The sequence below is a fragment of the Ktedonospora formicarum genome, assembly GCF_016587355.1.
Lineage (GTDB): Bacteria > Chloroflexota > Ktedonobacteria > Ktedonobacterales > Ktedonobacteraceae > Ktedonobacter > Ktedonobacter formicarum.
The window spans coordinates 1,374,713-1,390,371 of sequence record NZ_BNJF01000002.1 but is presented as its reverse complement, the minus strand read 5'-3'; the positions used below and the strand labels follow the sequence as shown (position 1 = coordinate 1,390,371).

The 15,659-nt window shown below is 48.6% G+C and carries 17 protein-coding genes; 8 read left to right on the top strand and 9 right to left on the bottom strand.

Annotation, left to right across the window (positions count from 1 at the left end):
* Nucleotides 1–31: 31 nt before the first annotated feature.
* Nucleotides 32–1,321 (bottom strand): choice-of-anchor P family protein, encoded by a 1,290-nt coding sequence (locus K3T82_RS24845; protein WP_220196245.1) that lies wholly within the window; start codon nt 1,319–1,321, stop codon nt 32–34.
* Nucleotides 1,322–1,958: 637 nt separating this feature from the next.
* On the opposite strand from K3T82_RS24845, the gene K3T82_RS24840 reads away from it, so the two are divergent.
* The 3 genes from K3T82_RS24840 to K3T82_RS24830 all read left to right on the top strand — a co-directional run bounded on the left by K3T82_RS24840 (nt 1,959) and on the right by K3T82_RS24830 (nt 4,497).
* A complete protein-coding gene (locus K3T82_RS24840; RefSeq protein ID WP_220196244.1) occupies nt 1,959–2,627 on the top strand; it encodes a DUF998 domain-containing protein in 669 nt (222 codons plus the stop codon).
* Nucleotides 2,628–2,650: 23 nt separating this feature from the next.
* A complete protein-coding gene (locus K3T82_RS24835) occupies nt 2,651–3,607 on the top strand; it encodes a TetR family transcriptional regulator (protein WP_220196243.1) in 957 nt (318 codons plus the stop codon).
* A gap of 152 nt (nt 3,608–3,759) precedes the next feature.
* Nucleotides 3,760–4,497: an N-acyl homoserine lactonase family protein gene (locus K3T82_RS24830; protein WP_220196242.1), complete on the top strand. Its 738-nt coding sequence runs from the start codon at nt 3,760–3,762 to the stop codon at nt 4,495–4,497.
* A 142-nt stretch (nt 4,498–4,639) separates the two neighbouring features.
* On the opposite strand, the gene K3T82_RS24825 is transcribed toward K3T82_RS24830, so the two are convergent.
* Both K3T82_RS24825 and K3T82_RS24820 read right to left on the bottom strand, forming a co-directional pair.
* On the bottom strand, nt 4,640–5,542 hold the full coding sequence (locus K3T82_RS24825; protein WP_220196241.1) for an LLM class flavin-dependent oxidoreductase: 903 nt from the start codon (nt 5,540–5,542) through the stop codon (nt 4,640–4,642).
* Nucleotides 5,543–5,591: 49 nt separating this feature from the next.
* Nucleotides 5,592–7,853 carry an LLM class flavin-dependent oxidoreductase gene (locus K3T82_RS24820; RefSeq protein WP_220196240.1) on the bottom strand — a complete coding sequence of 754 codons (2,262 nt, stop codon included), beginning with the start codon at nt 7,851–7,853 and terminating at the stop codon, nt 5,592–5,594.
* 184 nt (nt 7,854–8,037) lie between these two features.
* On the opposite strand from K3T82_RS24820, the gene K3T82_RS24815 reads away from it, so the two are divergent.
* Nucleotides 8,038–8,457 (top strand): winged helix-turn-helix transcriptional regulator, encoded by a 420-nt coding sequence (locus K3T82_RS24815; protein ID WP_220196239.1) that lies wholly within the window; start codon nt 8,038–8,040, stop codon nt 8,455–8,457.
* 416 nt (nt 8,458–8,873) lie between these two features.
* Here K3T82_RS24815 and K3T82_RS24810 read toward each other — a convergent pair whose 3' ends face one another.
* The 3 genes from K3T82_RS24810 to K3T82_RS24800 all read right to left on the bottom strand — a co-directional run bounded on the left by K3T82_RS24810 (nt 8,874) and on the right by K3T82_RS24800 (nt 11,184).
* On the bottom strand, nt 8,874–9,614 hold the full coding sequence (locus tag K3T82_RS24810) for a metallophosphoesterase family protein (protein ID WP_220196238.1): 741 nt from the start codon (nt 9,612–9,614) through the stop codon (nt 8,874–8,876).
* A gap of 149 nt (nt 9,615–9,763) precedes the next feature.
* A complete protein-coding gene (locus K3T82_RS24805; RefSeq protein ID WP_236031496.1) occupies nt 9,764–10,348 on the bottom strand; it encodes a TetR/AcrR family transcriptional regulator in 585 nt (194 codons plus the stop codon).
* Nucleotides 10,345–11,184 carry an alpha/beta fold hydrolase gene (locus K3T82_RS24800; protein ID WP_220196237.1) on the bottom strand — a complete coding sequence of 280 codons (840 nt, stop codon included), beginning with the start codon at nt 11,182–11,184 and terminating at the stop codon, nt 10,345–10,347. Before K3T82_RS24800 ends, K3T82_RS24805 begins: the two co-directional genes overlap by 4 nt.
* A 189-nt stretch (nt 11,185–11,373) precedes the next feature.
* Between K3T82_RS24800 and K3T82_RS24795 the strand changes: the two genes are divergently transcribed.
* Nucleotides 11,374–11,862, top strand: coding sequence for a DinB family protein (locus tag K3T82_RS24795; protein ID WP_220196236.1), 489 nt, complete (start codon nt 11,374–11,376; stop codon nt 11,860–11,862).
* Between the two features lie 136 nt (nt 11,863–11,998).
* On the opposite strand, the gene K3T82_RS24790 is transcribed toward K3T82_RS24795, so the two are convergent.
* Complete coding sequence (locus K3T82_RS24790; RefSeq protein ID WP_220196235.1) at nt 11,999–12,211, bottom strand: hypothetical protein; 213 nt, start codon at nt 12,209–12,211, stop codon at nt 11,999–12,001.
* Nucleotides 12,212–12,329: 118 nt separating this feature from the next.
* On the opposite strand from K3T82_RS24790, the gene K3T82_RS24785 reads away from it, so the two are divergent.
* Both K3T82_RS24785 and K3T82_RS24780 read left to right on the top strand, forming a co-directional pair.
* The gene (locus tag K3T82_RS24785; protein ID WP_220196234.1) at nt 12,330–12,794 is read left to right on the top strand and encodes a MarR family winged helix-turn-helix transcriptional regulator; all 465 of its coding nucleotides are present in this window, start codon (nt 12,330–12,332) and stop codon (nt 12,792–12,794) included.
* Nucleotides 12,795–12,988: 194 nt separating this feature from the next.
* The gene (locus K3T82_RS24780) at nt 12,989–13,744 is read left to right on the top strand and encodes an SDR family NAD(P)-dependent oxidoreductase (RefSeq protein WP_220196233.1); all 756 of its coding nucleotides are present in this window, start codon (nt 12,989–12,991) and stop codon (nt 13,742–13,744) included.
* Between the two features lie 45 nt (nt 13,745–13,789).
* Here K3T82_RS24780 and K3T82_RS24775 read toward each other — a convergent pair whose 3' ends face one another.
* On the bottom strand, nt 13,790–14,119 hold the full coding sequence (locus tag K3T82_RS24775; RefSeq protein WP_220196232.1) for a nuclear transport factor 2 family protein: 330 nt from the start codon (nt 14,117–14,119) through the stop codon (nt 13,790–13,792).
* A 485-nt stretch (nt 14,120–14,604) separates the two neighbouring features.
* Between K3T82_RS24775 and K3T82_RS24770 the strand changes: the two genes are divergently transcribed.
* The gene (locus K3T82_RS24770; protein WP_220196231.1) at nt 14,605–14,979 is read left to right on the top strand and encodes a winged helix-turn-helix transcriptional regulator; all 375 of its coding nucleotides are present in this window, start codon (nt 14,605–14,607) and stop codon (nt 14,977–14,979) included.
* Nucleotides 14,980–15,101: 122 nt separating this feature from the next.
* Here K3T82_RS24770 and K3T82_RS24765 read toward each other — a convergent pair whose 3' ends face one another.
* Nucleotides 15,102–15,590 (bottom strand): nucleotidyltransferase domain-containing protein, encoded by a 489-nt coding sequence (locus K3T82_RS24765; RefSeq protein ID WP_220196230.1) that lies wholly within the window; start codon nt 15,588–15,590, stop codon nt 15,102–15,104.
* Nucleotides 15,591–15,659: the final 69 nt, after the last annotated feature.

The following is a 15,659-nucleotide window of genomic DNA, read 5'->3' as shown; positions in this document are numbered from 1 at the left end:
GGCGCGTTTATATCAACTTCTGATCGGGAAGCTAGACATACGTGATGATAGCTTCAGCGTGACCAATCACAATATCAGCGCCCGCCCTAGGTCCTTGCGTTATTTTCACATGCAACCCATTAACCTGGATGGAAAGCCGATTCTGTTGTTGTACAATTGCCTGCTCATTGAGTATCACAGTACCAACACCAGGAATCGGTAGCGTGGTATTGGGAGTTGGACTATAGTTTGAATGTAGAGGCTGACCCGGGATAGACAACAGTGCGAAAGTCGTTGAACCTGCCAAGGCTGGTGGTAGTGATCCCACAACATGCGCGGTGACAGTTGTACCAGAAGCAACTATACCAGACCCTGTAAGAATATTAATTGTTGAAGATGCGTCTACGATTGCCGGATCAGCAGTCGCCAAACTAGAAACCGTATCAGTGATTCCTGCAACTGTAAATCCAGCAGCCGAGGCAACTGGAGTAGTAGCGGATTCGCTACACCCAAGTCCCTGAATCGAAACATCCCCCACGGGCGCAGTTGTTGGATTAGTGCTCTGAAAGCCGAAAGCGCGAGCCTGCGGGACCGCCAATGGCTCAAAATCGAATGTGGTGGTTCCACCCGTTGTGGTGCCCAGAGTGAAGAAATCGACATTGCCTGTGTATCCATTCGGTCCTGGCTCACCTACACGAATACCCAGCCAGCCATCACCTGGAAGGATACGCGCGTTCGGAAATGCGGCCTTAATGGCATTCCATGTGCGATACTGGCTGGTATTGTTATCCGGCCATTTATTCCCGTTGCTTCCATAGCGCGACCATGTCCATAAAGCATTACCACCATTGATGGTATCAAAAGTGTTCCATGTATCTTGAGGAACCGAACCATTGGCACTTGGCACATAAACAAGTCGCCCCTGGAAAGAGGTTGACGTACCAGTAAAATCGACATTAAAGTTCAGGAATGGCGACTCAGATGCTCCCGCGACTCCGCTATGTGAATACGCGCCAAATGACATTTGCGTGATTGAAGCAAGGGAGGTACTGCTGAACTGATAGGTCGCAATGTTCTTGCGATTATAAGGAGATGGATCAAGTGTAAATTGTATGCTTCCTCTCCCGTGTGGAGGTGTTCCAGGGCCGACGACAAAAGAACCAAGTGTGTTATCAATCGTATCATTAGTATCATTGTACATGAACCACTTCTTCGACCCGGATGCTATAACAACTGCCGGATTTGAAGAGGTGTAATCAAGGTCAAGTGCTGTTACAATCACCGTTGGATCAACTGCTGATGTAATAGTCATTGCCGTGTGTGCTGATACTTCTTGCGACATCTCCACCCAAGCCCTTTCTGTTGCTTGCCCCCCTTATCTGATTTGGGAGACAAGAGCTTCAAGAAACCCATTACTCAGTCGTATCGCATCATCTGCATTTCGCTTGATCGCCCTTATGAGCCATTTTCTCTATTATTTACATCCTCAACTCTCTTTCCTTGAAAATCACCATATACAATTTACACCACTATTATGTACTATATTTTCAGTAAATACAATATTATACTATAATCATTAATTAAATTCAATTAACTTTTTACAATTACAGTACAATTTCGCACATTTGTCATACATTTTTAACATTCGCCAATAGAATTGAATACCAGACAGTGATCTCAACCAAAAGATAGAGCATCCCGATTACGGTGCACATAGATGAGCAGAAACACAGAAATCCATGTACTCTGTGCAAATCACACATCCAGAATCAGGTTGATTATGATACTTTGATTGTGATACAGCGGGCGACATATGCCTCCAGCCAATTCATAACTACCTATTTAAATGGCCCTAAGCGTCTACCTAAATATGATAGGCACTGCTTGACTTTTACCCTCTTATTAGGTATATTTCTCCATAGCACATATATGACCGTAATTTCAATATTGGTCATTTTTATACAGTCAGAGGGAATTATATGAAAGCTCCAACAAAAAGTACTCAAGAACAGCCATTCTGGATCAGATTGCTGCTCGCTTGTGGCGCGATCGGTCCGCTGCTTTTCATTGTCTCCTTTCTCGTCGAAGGTGCCACACGGCCTCACTACAGTGCCTTGCATCATGTTGTCAGCTCGCTCAGTCAGGGAGAGGATGGCTGGATACAAATTACTAACTTCATCGTCTGCGGAGCACTTGTTTTTGGTTTTGCCATTGGATTGAGGCATGCCCTACGTACAGGTCGTGGCTCTACCTGGGGGCCAATCCTACTGGGTATCTTTGGGCTCGGACTCATTGGAGCTGGTATCTTTGTAACTGATCCACTTCTAGGTTATCCACCAGGAGCGTCGAGCACTCCCAGCATTCACGGAATCCTCCATAATCTTATGAGCCTGTTCGTCTTCGTTTCACTGATCGCGGCTTGCTTTGTATTGGCACGACGTGATATAGCCAATCCTGGCAGGCAAGGCTGGGCATTGTATTCAATTGCCACAGGTATTTTAGTTGCCATCTTTTTCGTCTTGACCGATATCGTCGCGTTACAAGATGGGCCAGCAGGACTCATACAGCGAATCTGCATTATTCTCGGCTGGTGCTGGATCTCACTACTGGCAATCCGTCTGATGAACAAGAGGATATCGATAGCTTAAATCACAAATCAGGAGAGTGACTATTGGCTCAGCAGAATGGAGGCGAAAGCCGACGATTACAAACTAGAATGAAACGTGAAGCACGCGCACAGCACATTCTGGATGCAGCATTAAACTTAATCCTGCGCAATGGCTATGACAAGACTACTATTGAAGATATCGCCAGGGAAGCAGGAGTTGGAAAAGGAACCCTCTACCTGCACTGGACTACGCGAGAAACACTATTCTCAGATCTCATTCTCCGGGAAAAAATCGCGATGGCAGAAGATATCAGGCAGCGTCTTGGAAGCGATCCTGAAGGCGCTACTTTGCATAGCCTCCTCAAACATGCAGCTCTTGCTCTCTTACAGCGCCCATTACTCAAAGCTGTCTTACTACAGGATACGGTGGTTTTTGGGAAGTTTATCCAACGTGAGCAGAATAGCGCTATCTCAACACAGGTCCTTACAGGTTTCACAAACTACCTGGAAACGCTCCGCGAGCAGGGATTGGTACGCTCTGATCTCACTCCGCACTTGCTCACATCCCTCTTTGGTTCCATTTTTCTCGGTTTTTTCCTGGCTCAACCCCTCTTACCAGACGCTATGGCACTGTCTAAGGAGAAACTAGCAGAACTGATTGCCGAGACCGGGCAGCGTACATTAGAGCCATCTGATCCCGCTCCATCTGGTGCCTTGCATATCGCCTCTCAGGCCCTGACTCAATACCTCGATCATTCTGTGGGCAAAGCACAAGAACAACTTCAAGTAGGTGCTCAGGCGAAATCTGAGGAAGATCAACTGCTTATCCACAGACCCATCCGGGCAAGAGGGAGAAAAGGTGGGCGGTCAAAGTTACTAAAAACAACAGAACAGGTCGCCCAGGCCCGACACTTGTACGCCGACAAGACCAGATCTATTCAGGAGATCTGTACAGTGCTCGGCATCTCCAGAGCCACCTTTTATCGCTATCTGCGCGAGACACAGAAAGATGAGGCATAACCAATAGTAAGCAAAATCACAAATGAGTTTAACTCAAAGCACGCAAGGATTTGGAAGCACAGCGCAATTATTTTATAGCCTAATATGCCTCAACTTCTCTATACTTGAGAAATCAGTTCTCAACAGCAGAGAGAAGATAGGAGGCAATTCACATGGAGTTCTCTCAGCCTATACCGGTCCGCCTTTATCTATTCCAACTATCCCTCATTGAAGATGGGACGCCCATTCCTGGCTATCTGATCCAAACCAGTGATGGCAAAAATATCCTTATCGACACGGGATACCCGGTCGATGGTTCCATGCTCTCGTGCAATCGCCCACCCGGCCGTGCCATTCGAGAAACCTATCCTGTCGTTGACCAGCTTGCAGCGCTAGGGCTTACTCCACACGACATTCACTTTCTCGTCTGCTCCCACTTTGATCCTGACCACTCTGGCTGCCACGATGCCTTCCCCGAAGCAGAACTCATTGTCCAACGGCGTCATTATGAGTTTGCCTGTGCGACCCAAGATGATCGTTTCACCTTCACCCGTCCTCACTGGAACGCCCCTGGTTTATGTTACCAACTTATCGATGGCGACCTGGAACTAGTACCTGGAGTAGAGCTTATTGAAACTAGCGGTCATGTTCCTGGCCATCAGGCCATTCTTGTTCGGCTTCCACATACCGGCCCTATCTTGCTCGCCATTGATGCAGCCGCGATGGAAACCGAATTCGATCCCGCGACACGAATGGATGATAATGGCTCCGACCTCAATCCTACTGAAGCTGCCGCTAGTGCGCGCAAATTGCTTGCCCTAGCGAAGCGCGAAGGCGTGGTGCTCACCGTTTTTGGGCATGACGAAATACAGTGGCCCACGCTCAAAAAGGCTCCCGAGTTCTATTGCTGATCCTAAAACCATATGCGATTTCTCTGGATAATTACGCTGAGCTTGCTCTTTAGCGGAGAGGGACCAGGCTCTCATAGCAATAGCGCCTGGGAAATACTATTACTATGAGAGCCTGGTCCCTCTTTGAGGAGCAGCCCACCAACTACTGGTGAGCACGCTCGGCATCAACAAGTTCACGAACGGCGGGAACAACCTCGGCAGCGAAAAGCTCTATTGTCCGCGCGTCATCTGCGGCAAGGATATATCCAGTCATTCCGTACTTGAATGTAATTTCCGCAAGGTCTTGAGCCCATTGCTGGGGCGATCCATCGAGCAGAGAACGACCAGCACGTGTGAAGCGACCTGAGATGTTCAGGAAACGACGTATACTGGAAGGGTCTCGTCCTGAGAGCGCCGCCCCCTCGTCAATATACTTGTTCATTTCTTCGAGATCGGCTGGTCCTCCTGGTAAATAGGCCAGTGTTGGCAACCAACCATCGGCGACACGTCCAGTTAGTCTCAAGATTCGTGGTTTATAGGCTCCAATCCAGATCCCTATTTCATGCGCTGGAGCGGGACCGCGTTTGATCCCTTTGACCTGATAATATTTGCCGTCAACGCGCACTCCGCCAGGTTTATCAGCAGCCCATATCTCTCGGATAATCTGTATCGCCTCATCCAGTGCCCCAACCGCCTGGCCTGGCGTCAAGCGACGCCCTCCCATGCCTTCGATTGCATCCCAGAATCCACCAGCTCCTATGCCTAACTCAAAGCGACCACCGCTCAGAAGATCCAAACTGGCTGCACTTCGCCCGAGCACGGCAGGTTGCCTCAAAGGAAGATTAAGGACGTTACCACTAACGCGGATGCGTTTGGTGTTCGCCGCGACATATGTAAGAAGCGTCCAGGTATCATGAAATGATGGCTGATACGGATGATCCTGGAACGTCACCAGATCAAGACCCACCCGATCCGCTACCATCGCAAGTTCAACCGCATGCATAACTGGTTGGACCACAGGCGTTATGAACAAGCCAAAAAGCAAATTCTGCCTATAATCTGTCATGAAATTCTCCATTAGGTTGTTAACATCCTATTCACAAGTAAGGTATTACTTATACCGTATTAGCGGATACACGGTTAGGCGCGATATTGAAGTTGTCACGGAAAACATTTTCAGGATCATATCGTGACTTCAGCTCACGCAGACGCGCTAGAGTCCTGGGTGGAAAGGCATCATTGAGGCGCTCAGGGCGCAAATCAGTTTCAAAGCTCAGATAGAGCCCTTGAAAATGAGCTGAGAGTGCATCCCATAGTGTATTCATACGATGACGGCTCATTCCAAATGCTGTCACGGAAAAATTTGCCGCTCGGTTAGCATAGGCTGTCGCGTCAGGATCAACATCTGAAACCGCTCCACCAACTGCGCGTATCTGGAAAAAGTACACAGCTCCACTGTATATTAAGCGCGCGGCTTCAGCAGCGAACTCGGGCGTGATATGTTTTATGAGGCCAGTACGCCCAACTGGCTCCCCCTGTCCCTTATGGTAGCCCTCATCATGTGCATTTGCCATAATGTTCGCATAGGACGTAATGACAATATTTTGATCATACAGTGGCGCGATGTTAGCAAGAGGTTGAAGTCTGTCGATGATAATATCAGGTTGATCAGAGTCAACAACAGCCATTACCTGTGCTACTACCGCCATTCCCCGACGAGGCGGCCCCATGATAAGGAAACTTGTAAGATCACGCGGCGCTCTCTCGACAGCCTTACCCCATTTTTCGAGGAAGTCGGCGGTATCACTTGCATCAAAAACCAACTGCGCCCAACCAACAGCACCAACCTCATCTACCTCAAACTCAAAGGATGTCACAATACCAAAGTTTGCTCCGGCCCCACGAACGGCCCAGAACAAATCCGGGTTCTCATCGTCGCTAGCACGCGCCACTGAGCCATCCGCAAGCACCATTTCAACAGCACGCAGGTGATCAAGCGTCAAACCATGTTCACGCACAAGCCAACCCACACCGCCAGCAGTAGCGAGCCCACCAACCCCCACCCCACCGTAATCACCCGAACTAAGTGCCCACCCATATGGTTCTAATGCAGCCGCGACATCCATCCAGCGCGCTCCTGGCTCAATTCGCACGCGACGGGTGAGCTCATCAAGCACCTCTATCTTGTTGAGCCAGGAGAGGTCGATAACAATGCCACCATCATTGGTTGAACGACCACTAATACCATGTCCACCGCTACGCACTGCAAACGGTACAGTAGGATGTAAGCGAGCGAAAGCAAGGGCCTCAATGATTTCATTTGTATTCTTCACCTGGAAGACAATGCCGGGGGATCCACCTCGCATATAGGTTGACTTGACGCGCGCATAGCTCACATCTCCGGGTTCTATAACAGCCAAAGCCAGCAACTCAGGTACGCCATCATAGTCAATTCCCACACGTCGCTTGGCCCGTACTGCAGCACGACGTATCTCAGGTCCTAAGAACGCATCTGGTAATTCCCGATTCACCGCTTCACGCAATGCTGGAGCAACCTCAAGAGCAAACTGCTCTATCGTTGCCAGGTCATCTGATTTGAGAATTACAGTGCTGATGCCATCGTTGGTAACGAACGGTAAAAGTTCTTCAACCCATTGAGCACTTGGTCCTCTAAGAAATCCTTCCCGAGATGGCGAGAAATTCCCTGTGATGACAACAAGACGTCGAATCTCGCGTGGATCGCGACCAGCCTCGTGCGCAGACTCGTCGATAATTTTATTCGCAGATGGGAAATCTTCCGGTTTCATAGACTCAATCGAGGACAGCCAGCCAACCGCCTTCTGGCCTATCAAACGCAACGCTTGCCGTTGGGTAGCGCTAACCCAGATAGGGATATCGTGTGCTGGAATAGGTCCTCGTTGTGCACCTTTAAGGCGATAGTACGAGCCATTAAAGCGGAGTGGAGTATCATCGCCACCATCTAGCACACCACCAATGATATCGATCGCTTCATCCAACGCCATCACTGCCTCATCGTCCTTCTCGATCTCATTCCACAAGGTTCCAGCACCCAGTGCGAGATTGAGCCGACCGGAGGAAAGAAGGTCAAGGCTTGCCACCGAGCGCGCCAAGACAGTGGGTGACCACTGCGATATATTGGATATATTTGCCACAAGGTGCACGCGTTTCGTTTGAGCGGCAACCCATGAGAGGAGTGTCCAGGTATCCAGGAGCTCTGGTTGTAAGAAGTTATTATGAAATATTACCAGGTCATAGCCAAGCTCTTCACTACGTTTCGCAAGCGAAACAGACGTCTCTGGTTGGCTGCTAACCGGAGTAATATTTATTCCGAACTGGATCGGATGACCATAGTTCATATGCGTAAGGTTTCCTTAAGTTGATCGAGCATCTGATTTTCACACATGGTAAGAACAAACTCTTTTATCAGGCGATGTAGTTCCCCTTTGTATGTAGCTTTCCTTATGGAACTAATAATATATTCGCATCCTAGATTTGTCAAGAACATTGTTTTCTACAGAAAATGATGTTATACTTTTCCCTATGAAAGCATCAGAGGCAAATCATCCATCCAACATACAAGAAGCCTGCACAGAAACTCCATTAGGACGAGCCATCCATTTTCTGGGAGATACCTGGGTGTTGCTCATCGTCATGAATTTATTACAGGGGTCTATGCGCTTTAACGCTTTGCGCTCAGTGCTAGGGCACATTAGCTCCAAAACACTTTCCAATCGCCTCAAAATGTTGGAAGAGTTAGGGTTCGTGCAGCGGCTTGCTTACCTGGAAATTCCACCGCGAGTTGAATATCATCTCACTGCCAAGGGCAGAGAACTCGGAGATGTGCTCGCAGCTCTTGAGGAGTTTGGCAACAAACACCTCTCCAATTCAACCACTATCGCGGAATGCGATGAATACTTATCCACCAATGAAAAAGCTCCCGCTGTCAAACAGGCCGAATAGCAATTACGCCTTGCTTATGGTAGCCTGCATGAAGAATCATCATTTTTAAGCCTATCATCCCTCCAGGCGCAATGCCAACCAAGATTCATAATTTTCTTCAACCTCAACCGTTCAAGACGGTTTGCCGACAGTATCATTTCACATTGCAACAGCAGACGTCTTTGCCAACGTTTCTCAATGACCCCAAACAGGGAACAGGATGCTTTAGACGAGCGGCAATGCTTTCAGCTCTGCCATAGCCGAAGGGAGTACGCAAAAATATGGAGAAAGATCAAGCCAAGGAGGCAACATTTGGTAGGGCTTGCTTGAAATTCTTCACTGATTTGTTAAGGAAAGTCATGGCGCTAAGATATACAAATTGAAGGACGATCTCAGCTCCTGATATAATTAGGAGCTGAGATCGTCCTTCAATTTAGTTATGGGGCTTCACCTAGAGTATCCCAGGCTCGCACCCATGAATTAATATCAGGCATACCGCTGGCATAACCAATTTGAAGAAGGGTAGGTATATCAAGAGGGATGCGGCGCAGATCGACACTTATATGTCCATTACGCAGGGTAAGGATAGCATATTCAGCCCAGCGAACCTGCTTGTTACGCTGGAGATCCTTACTCTCAGGACCGACTCCTGGAAGGCCAACACTCCCAGGATTAATGAGCAGCGCTTGCTCAAAGCGACGTAGCATCTGCACATGTGTATGCCCACCAGCCATAATCCATGCCTGGTGACCCGCAAACATGCTTCTCATTTCAGAACTACTCGTCGTAGAGGCAATCACTTCATTATATGATCGTGGGGATCCATGAAAGCATAGAAGTGATTTGTCTGTATCAAGACGTAACTCGATCACTGGTTGAAAAGAGCGTAGATACTCCAGATCAGCTTCGGTAAACTGCTGAAGGCCCCAATGAACAATCTCTCTTAGTTCCTCATCACCATCAGGCACCGGTTGCAGATACCAGTCATCGGTATTGCCTAAGACCACCGGGCAATTCAGCATTCGTAGCCGCTCAAGCACTTCGTGGGGCTGTGGCCCTAACGCAGCTACATCTCCAAGACAGATAATGTGGTCAACCTGCTCCTGTTGCAATTCACTTAAAACACATTCTAACGCGACGAGATTGCCATGAATATCAGCAATAAGGCCAATTCGCATGCACATCTCCTATCTCTTGCCTCTTATAGATAACTATTCTTTCCTCTATTCTGTCACTAAGCAAGTATATACTGCTAATCCGCCCCTTCTAGAGAATTGTGCATCATTATTCTCGCAGTTGTTTTTACATCTGTATTGTATGACCAGACTTAAACGCTGGTTTTTGCTATATGGCTTGCCAGATAGTCCAATAGTGCCTTCAACAAGCTCTCGAATGTCTCATTGTTCACGTTTGGAAGGCCAAATCCATCAATGTATTCCAGTGAGACACACCCATGAACGACACTACGAAGCATGCGCACTGCAAGCCGGGCAGCAGCATCTGAGAGTTGATAGGCAGATAACGCACGGATCATAGTCGCCACCACTTCTTGCCCAGCCATCTGCCACTCGCGGTCCTCAGAATCAGGCGCACGCGAGGCAGCCTCGTAGAGACCTGGATGAGCTCTCGCAAAGTCCCGTAGAGCGTATGCGAGGGCGAACACCGCATCATCGCCAGCCTTGCCCTGAACAGCACGCCCCACCTGAATTGACACTTCCTGCAATCCTAGAAGGGAAAGCTGACGTCGCAGTCCAGCCAGACCAGCAAAGTAGTGGTAGAGCGCGGGAGGACGAACACCCAGTTCAGAGGCAAGCGTAGCCATCGAGAGGGGAGCCAACCCACCTTTATCCACAAGCTCAGCAGCCTTTTGCACAATTGCTTCTGCATCCAAACCAGCACGCGTAGCCATCATTGGACCTCCTGTAAAGATGTAATTCCTTGTTGTGAGCTTATTTCGGACAGAAAGGCAAGAATGCGTTGCCCCACCACCACTGGTTCCTCTACATGCAAATGATGACCAGCGCCTTCAATGACTTGGGCTACTGCATGTGGCAAACGCGCCGCAAGAATCTGAGCTTCGTGGGTGGGATCTTTAAAATCAGGGTCGCGCGACCCCATCAAAATCAGAGTAGATGTCTGGATCTCTCCATGGCGAGCGTAGGTTGCCCCACTGCTCTCAGAGAATAATTGCCGTAAAGCGCGCAAGCGTCCAGGTTCCTTGAGCATCATCTTAACGCGGCATCGGTGTTCCTCAAAATCATCGGGGCGAGCTTTGGGATACATTTTCAAAAAATACCAATTAAACACTGCCACTCCCCATAGAGGTGATAATAGGAGATAAACCATCAGCTTTGTAAAGAATGCAGATCTTGGGGCCGCAACAAAAGGTCCGATAAGAACCAGTCCCCGCACAAGAGAAGGCTCTTGCAGCGATGCCTGGAGGGCCGCTCCGGTCGCTTTAGATGTGCCAATAATAAAGGCTGGAGTAGCACCTAAATGTTTGATAAGCGTTAACATATCTGAACCAAGCGCGGCATCAGTATACTCGGGCCAGTCAACGCTCGATTCTCCTTGCCCCCGTATATCCATTGTCACAACGCGATATCCTGCCGCGACCAATTGTGGAGCTAGATAGCGGTATTCAGAGCGAAAATCCCCTCCTGCTGGCATACAGAGGACCATAGGGCCTTGCCCCTGATCCTCAAAAGAAATGGTCCCATCAGCTATTTGCAGGTAGTGAATGGACATTTATCATACCTTTCTGGAAAAAGCTCTTCACGCAGAAATATTTTATTTAATATACTTTCATTTTAGTTTAACACCATTAAACTGTCAAGTATAAGAGAGCTTCTTGGATAGTCAAGTGATCAGTCCAGGTCGATCTTGACAGGAATGAGATACTAATGAGCAACCCGATGAAAACCAGATGGAGTACTCATGACTGACACTAATATCACCCTTGCCATGATGACTGAGGGCTGGCAAACGTATCAAAGGGAATTGAGCGAAGCCCTGGCTCCGTTATCCACTGAGCAGCTTGCTCTGCGCGCTGCGCCCCACCTGCGTTCCATCGGTGAGCTGGCGCGCCATATGATTGCAGCGCGCGCAGGTTGGTACCACGATGTTCTGCACGAGGGAGATGACGCTTTTGACGCGCTCTCCTATTGGAACTCACCTGGTTCTCCAATACGCTCCGCCAGTGAGATCGTAAACGGGCTGGCTCTCACCTGGCAGGTGATGCAGGAGGCGCTAGCGCGCTATACCCCCACCGATCTGCAGGTCGTCTTCGAATATGAACTCAACGGCCAAACACACAAGTACACCCGTGGATGGGTCGTCTGGCATGTGATTGAACACGACTTGCATCACGGCGGAGAAATTAGCTACTCGCTGGGCATGCACGGCCTTCAGGCTCCAGATATCTAGCCTGTGGGCGTCCTCCTGTTTCAGGTGGAGTACCTTCTTGAGAAGGAAAAGGCACCTGTTTCTCTCCGTCAGGCTCCAGTGTTCATCTCGTTGTACGTCACGTGGGTACTCCCATTTCAAGAACCCCGCCTCACGCCTACATCTTCCGTCCGTTTTGGATATCGGGATACAGGTGGGGCAATTTCAGGCGAGCCTCGTTCGTCGTAAACTGCCACATGATTGAACAACGCTTCTGGTTGCGTGTACGTTCCAGAGTATTAATACGCCGACGCGGCGTTCCCAGACAGTCGACCCGGCGAGATAAATAGCCCTTCTGGAAAATACTGATCTCGATTTCGGCCATATTCAACTATCAGAATTTCCTTCGCCAGAGCCTCATAAAAAACTTTGATGAAAATGTCATGAGGCATATTTAAATCCCTGAACAAGGCTTGACATTATTAAAATAGGGGCATATACTCCTAATCATGGGAACGAAAATCCAGGAACTCGATACAACAGCATTGAAGGCGTCCGCAGAAATCTGTGCATGCTCACAGGTACGCAAAGCCGCACGGGTGATTACACAACTCTACGATCGGTGTTTGCAGCCAACTGGATTACGCATGACGCAGCATACTGTGTTAGTCATGATTGCTATCTCAGAACAAGAGACAGTGATGCATCTAGCTGAGAAGCTAGCCATGGATAGAAGTGCACTTGCTCGCGCGTTGAAACCGCTTGAAAACCAGGGATTAGTAACTGTTGATGCAGGAAGTGATCGACGCACGCGAGTAGTACGCCTGACAGAGCAGGGGAAACAAGCACTAATAGATGCTCATCCTTACTGGCTTCAGGCTCAAAAGCAAATCATCGCACAATTTGGTGAGCAACAGACACACACCCTGCTTGCCGAACTGAAAAAAGTTGAATCGTTAGAGCACACAATTTAATTTTTTGTATAAAAGGGGCGCATGCCCCTTTTATACAAAAAATCTGCTTTTCTTTTCCCATAAAGGGGCATATACCCCTTTTCAAGGCCCTGGAGAGTAAATCAGGCCCTTTTCCTGATCTCTAGGAGACGTAGGGGGAGTGGAAGTGGTAGCTCTCAATCACATTAACAAGAATAGAATGGAGTAGATAACACATGACACAGATATTGAGCGGGAAAGTAGCATTGGTCACTGGTGGATCGCGTGGGATTGGCGCTGCAACTGCGTATGCCCTTGCTGAGCAGGGTGCGGATGTCACGATAAGCTATACCAGCGATGCCTCAGTCACAAAGGCAGAAACGCTTATTCGTCAAATCAAAGAGATGGGGGTACGTGCAATCGCTTTTCGAGCTGATCAGGCCGATCCCGCACAGGTCACGGGGCTAATCGACCAGGTCATCAAGTATTTTGGGCGCCTTGATATTCTGGTCAACAATGCTGGCGTCCTGGCATTTGGAGAGATTACCGATCCCCAAAGAGACGAAACGACCTTCAACAATCTGATGGCAGTCAATCTTACCAGCGTGGCAACTGGGGTGCGTGCTGCGGCACGTGTAATGGGCGAGGGCGGAAGGATCATCTCCATTGGCTCCTGGTTTTCCACAAGAACAGGTATTCCAGGCATTGCAGACTATAGTGCAGCAAAGGCTGCCATCGCTGGATATACCCGAGGCTGGGCGCGAGACCTAGGGCCGAAAGGGATCACTGTCAACATAATTCAACCAGGAGCTATCGATACCGATATGAATCCGGCGGATGGACCGTTCTCCCCTGGAGTGACTTCAACCATCGCTCTTGGGCGTTACGGGCGCCCTGAAGAGATTGCGGCGGCGATCGTCTTTTTGGCAAGTCCGGCAGCATCCTATATTACTGGCACAACTTTGACTGTTGATGGAGGAATGCTGGCTTAGTCATCACACCAGGGATGGGAATTCGCGAATTCCCATCCCGTCTGGTTACACAATCTCAAGGCGTTCGATCAAATCATTATGGATAACGAAGCGATACTGCAAATCTGCAATTCCACCAGGAAAATTACCAGTTAGGCGACCAATCACTAGATAGCTCTTCTCATCCAAACGCTTGGTATCAAGAATCTGTGTCGTGTATTCATATATAGATGCAACCCCTTCCTGCCATTCTCGAATCTCTTGAGAGCCATGATAGGTATGGTTTTCATCAACGACCAGCGCCTCTTCGCTAAACGACGCGACAACAGCGTCTATGTCACGTCGAGCGCTGGCTTCGAAGTAACGGGTAATAACGGAAGTCTCAGTGAGAGACATAGGGCCTCCTTTGTTTCAACTTATGTTAACATTCCAATGACATTGGAAAATGTTTCATAAATATGACCAGTCTAATTCTGACGACCTGACGACTGGTCAAAATGACCAGTCTGATTACGATTCCTAAGACCGTATAGTGCTATTGATTCGACAGTAAGCGAATGGAAAGCACGAACCTCCAGGATAGGTGAGCACCTCCTCTTTGTAGAGGAGGTGAAGTTTGCCTTCTCCCTTGTCGTCGAAGTATACTCACTGCATGCTCTGTATACAAGTACGCACAAAAATGTGCGATACTGACAGCAATACTAGTAAGTAACTCATCCGCCAGAGCGCAGTCACCTAGAATGCTCAGTTGTTGCATACCATAAACTCAGCTTGTAGTGGAACCACATGCCGACTAGCTTCGTCGCCACTCAGGCGGCATTAGCGAATGCTTTACTTAGCATACTGAGATAGCACTAGGTGCCGAAAGGAAGACGTGTTCGATGGGACAAGATAATCACATGGCACAGGACAAGTGCGGAGTGGAAACAACGATATCCGTTGTTGGAGGTAAGTGGAAACCCATGATTTTATTTGCCTTGCTCTCTGGCCCACGTCGTTTTGGGGAACTCACTCGGCTTATCCCTCAAATCACACAGCGTATGCTCACACTGCAACTACGCGAACTAGAAGAAGATGGAATAATTTCGCGCGAGATCTATAATCAAGTACCTCCGAAGGTCGAATATTCCCTAACACTGCTAGGACAGACTATCGAACCAATCCTGGCAAATATGCAAAAATGGGGCGAGCATTACACAAACTCAAGAGCAATAAGTGAGAAGCACTACTCAGAACAGAGACACACAGTTCAATAATACATCTGCAAAATGCGCAGAATTACACCTATGTAATTCAAAGATGTTCTTGTGCAATCCGCTACAGATGAGCCTATCAGTGCTTCCTCATCAACATAGGGGAGTCTATGGACTGATGAGAATTATGGCAGCAGGCGCTCAATACGCTGTTCAAGACTTTCAGGTTCTGGTACAGATGGTTCAGGAAGGCCAACTTTATCAAAGAGCAGGAAGGAAGCGTGTTCTCGGTGAGCTTTTGCCTGCGGGATCAGCATCCAATCGACGCTTTGCGCGGACTCTTGATACACCACATTGGTAAGGATACCATCAATCTGGTTCGCGTGGTTCTTCCTTTCAAAAATGATACCTGGTGTCCCAAACTGCTTAAATAGGGCAAGACGTTCTTCCGTCGTTTTTGCTCCGCTCTGCCAGGGGGTGGCACATAACGACGCACTCGATGCGTCAGAGACGACGACAGACAGATCCAGATCACTGAGCCACGTTTCTTCACTACGACCAAAGCTCCCAGTCAACCAGGCTGCCACAAAACGCTCATCATTTTGCAACGCGAAAGTGATCTGTTCCAATAACATAGTGCGTGCTTGGACATACTTCATTTTTTCCATGGACATCAACGATCTCCTTGATCCTCTTTGCTCTTGTAGTAAAATAGCGCATTAACATATCGACGGAAAAGAAGA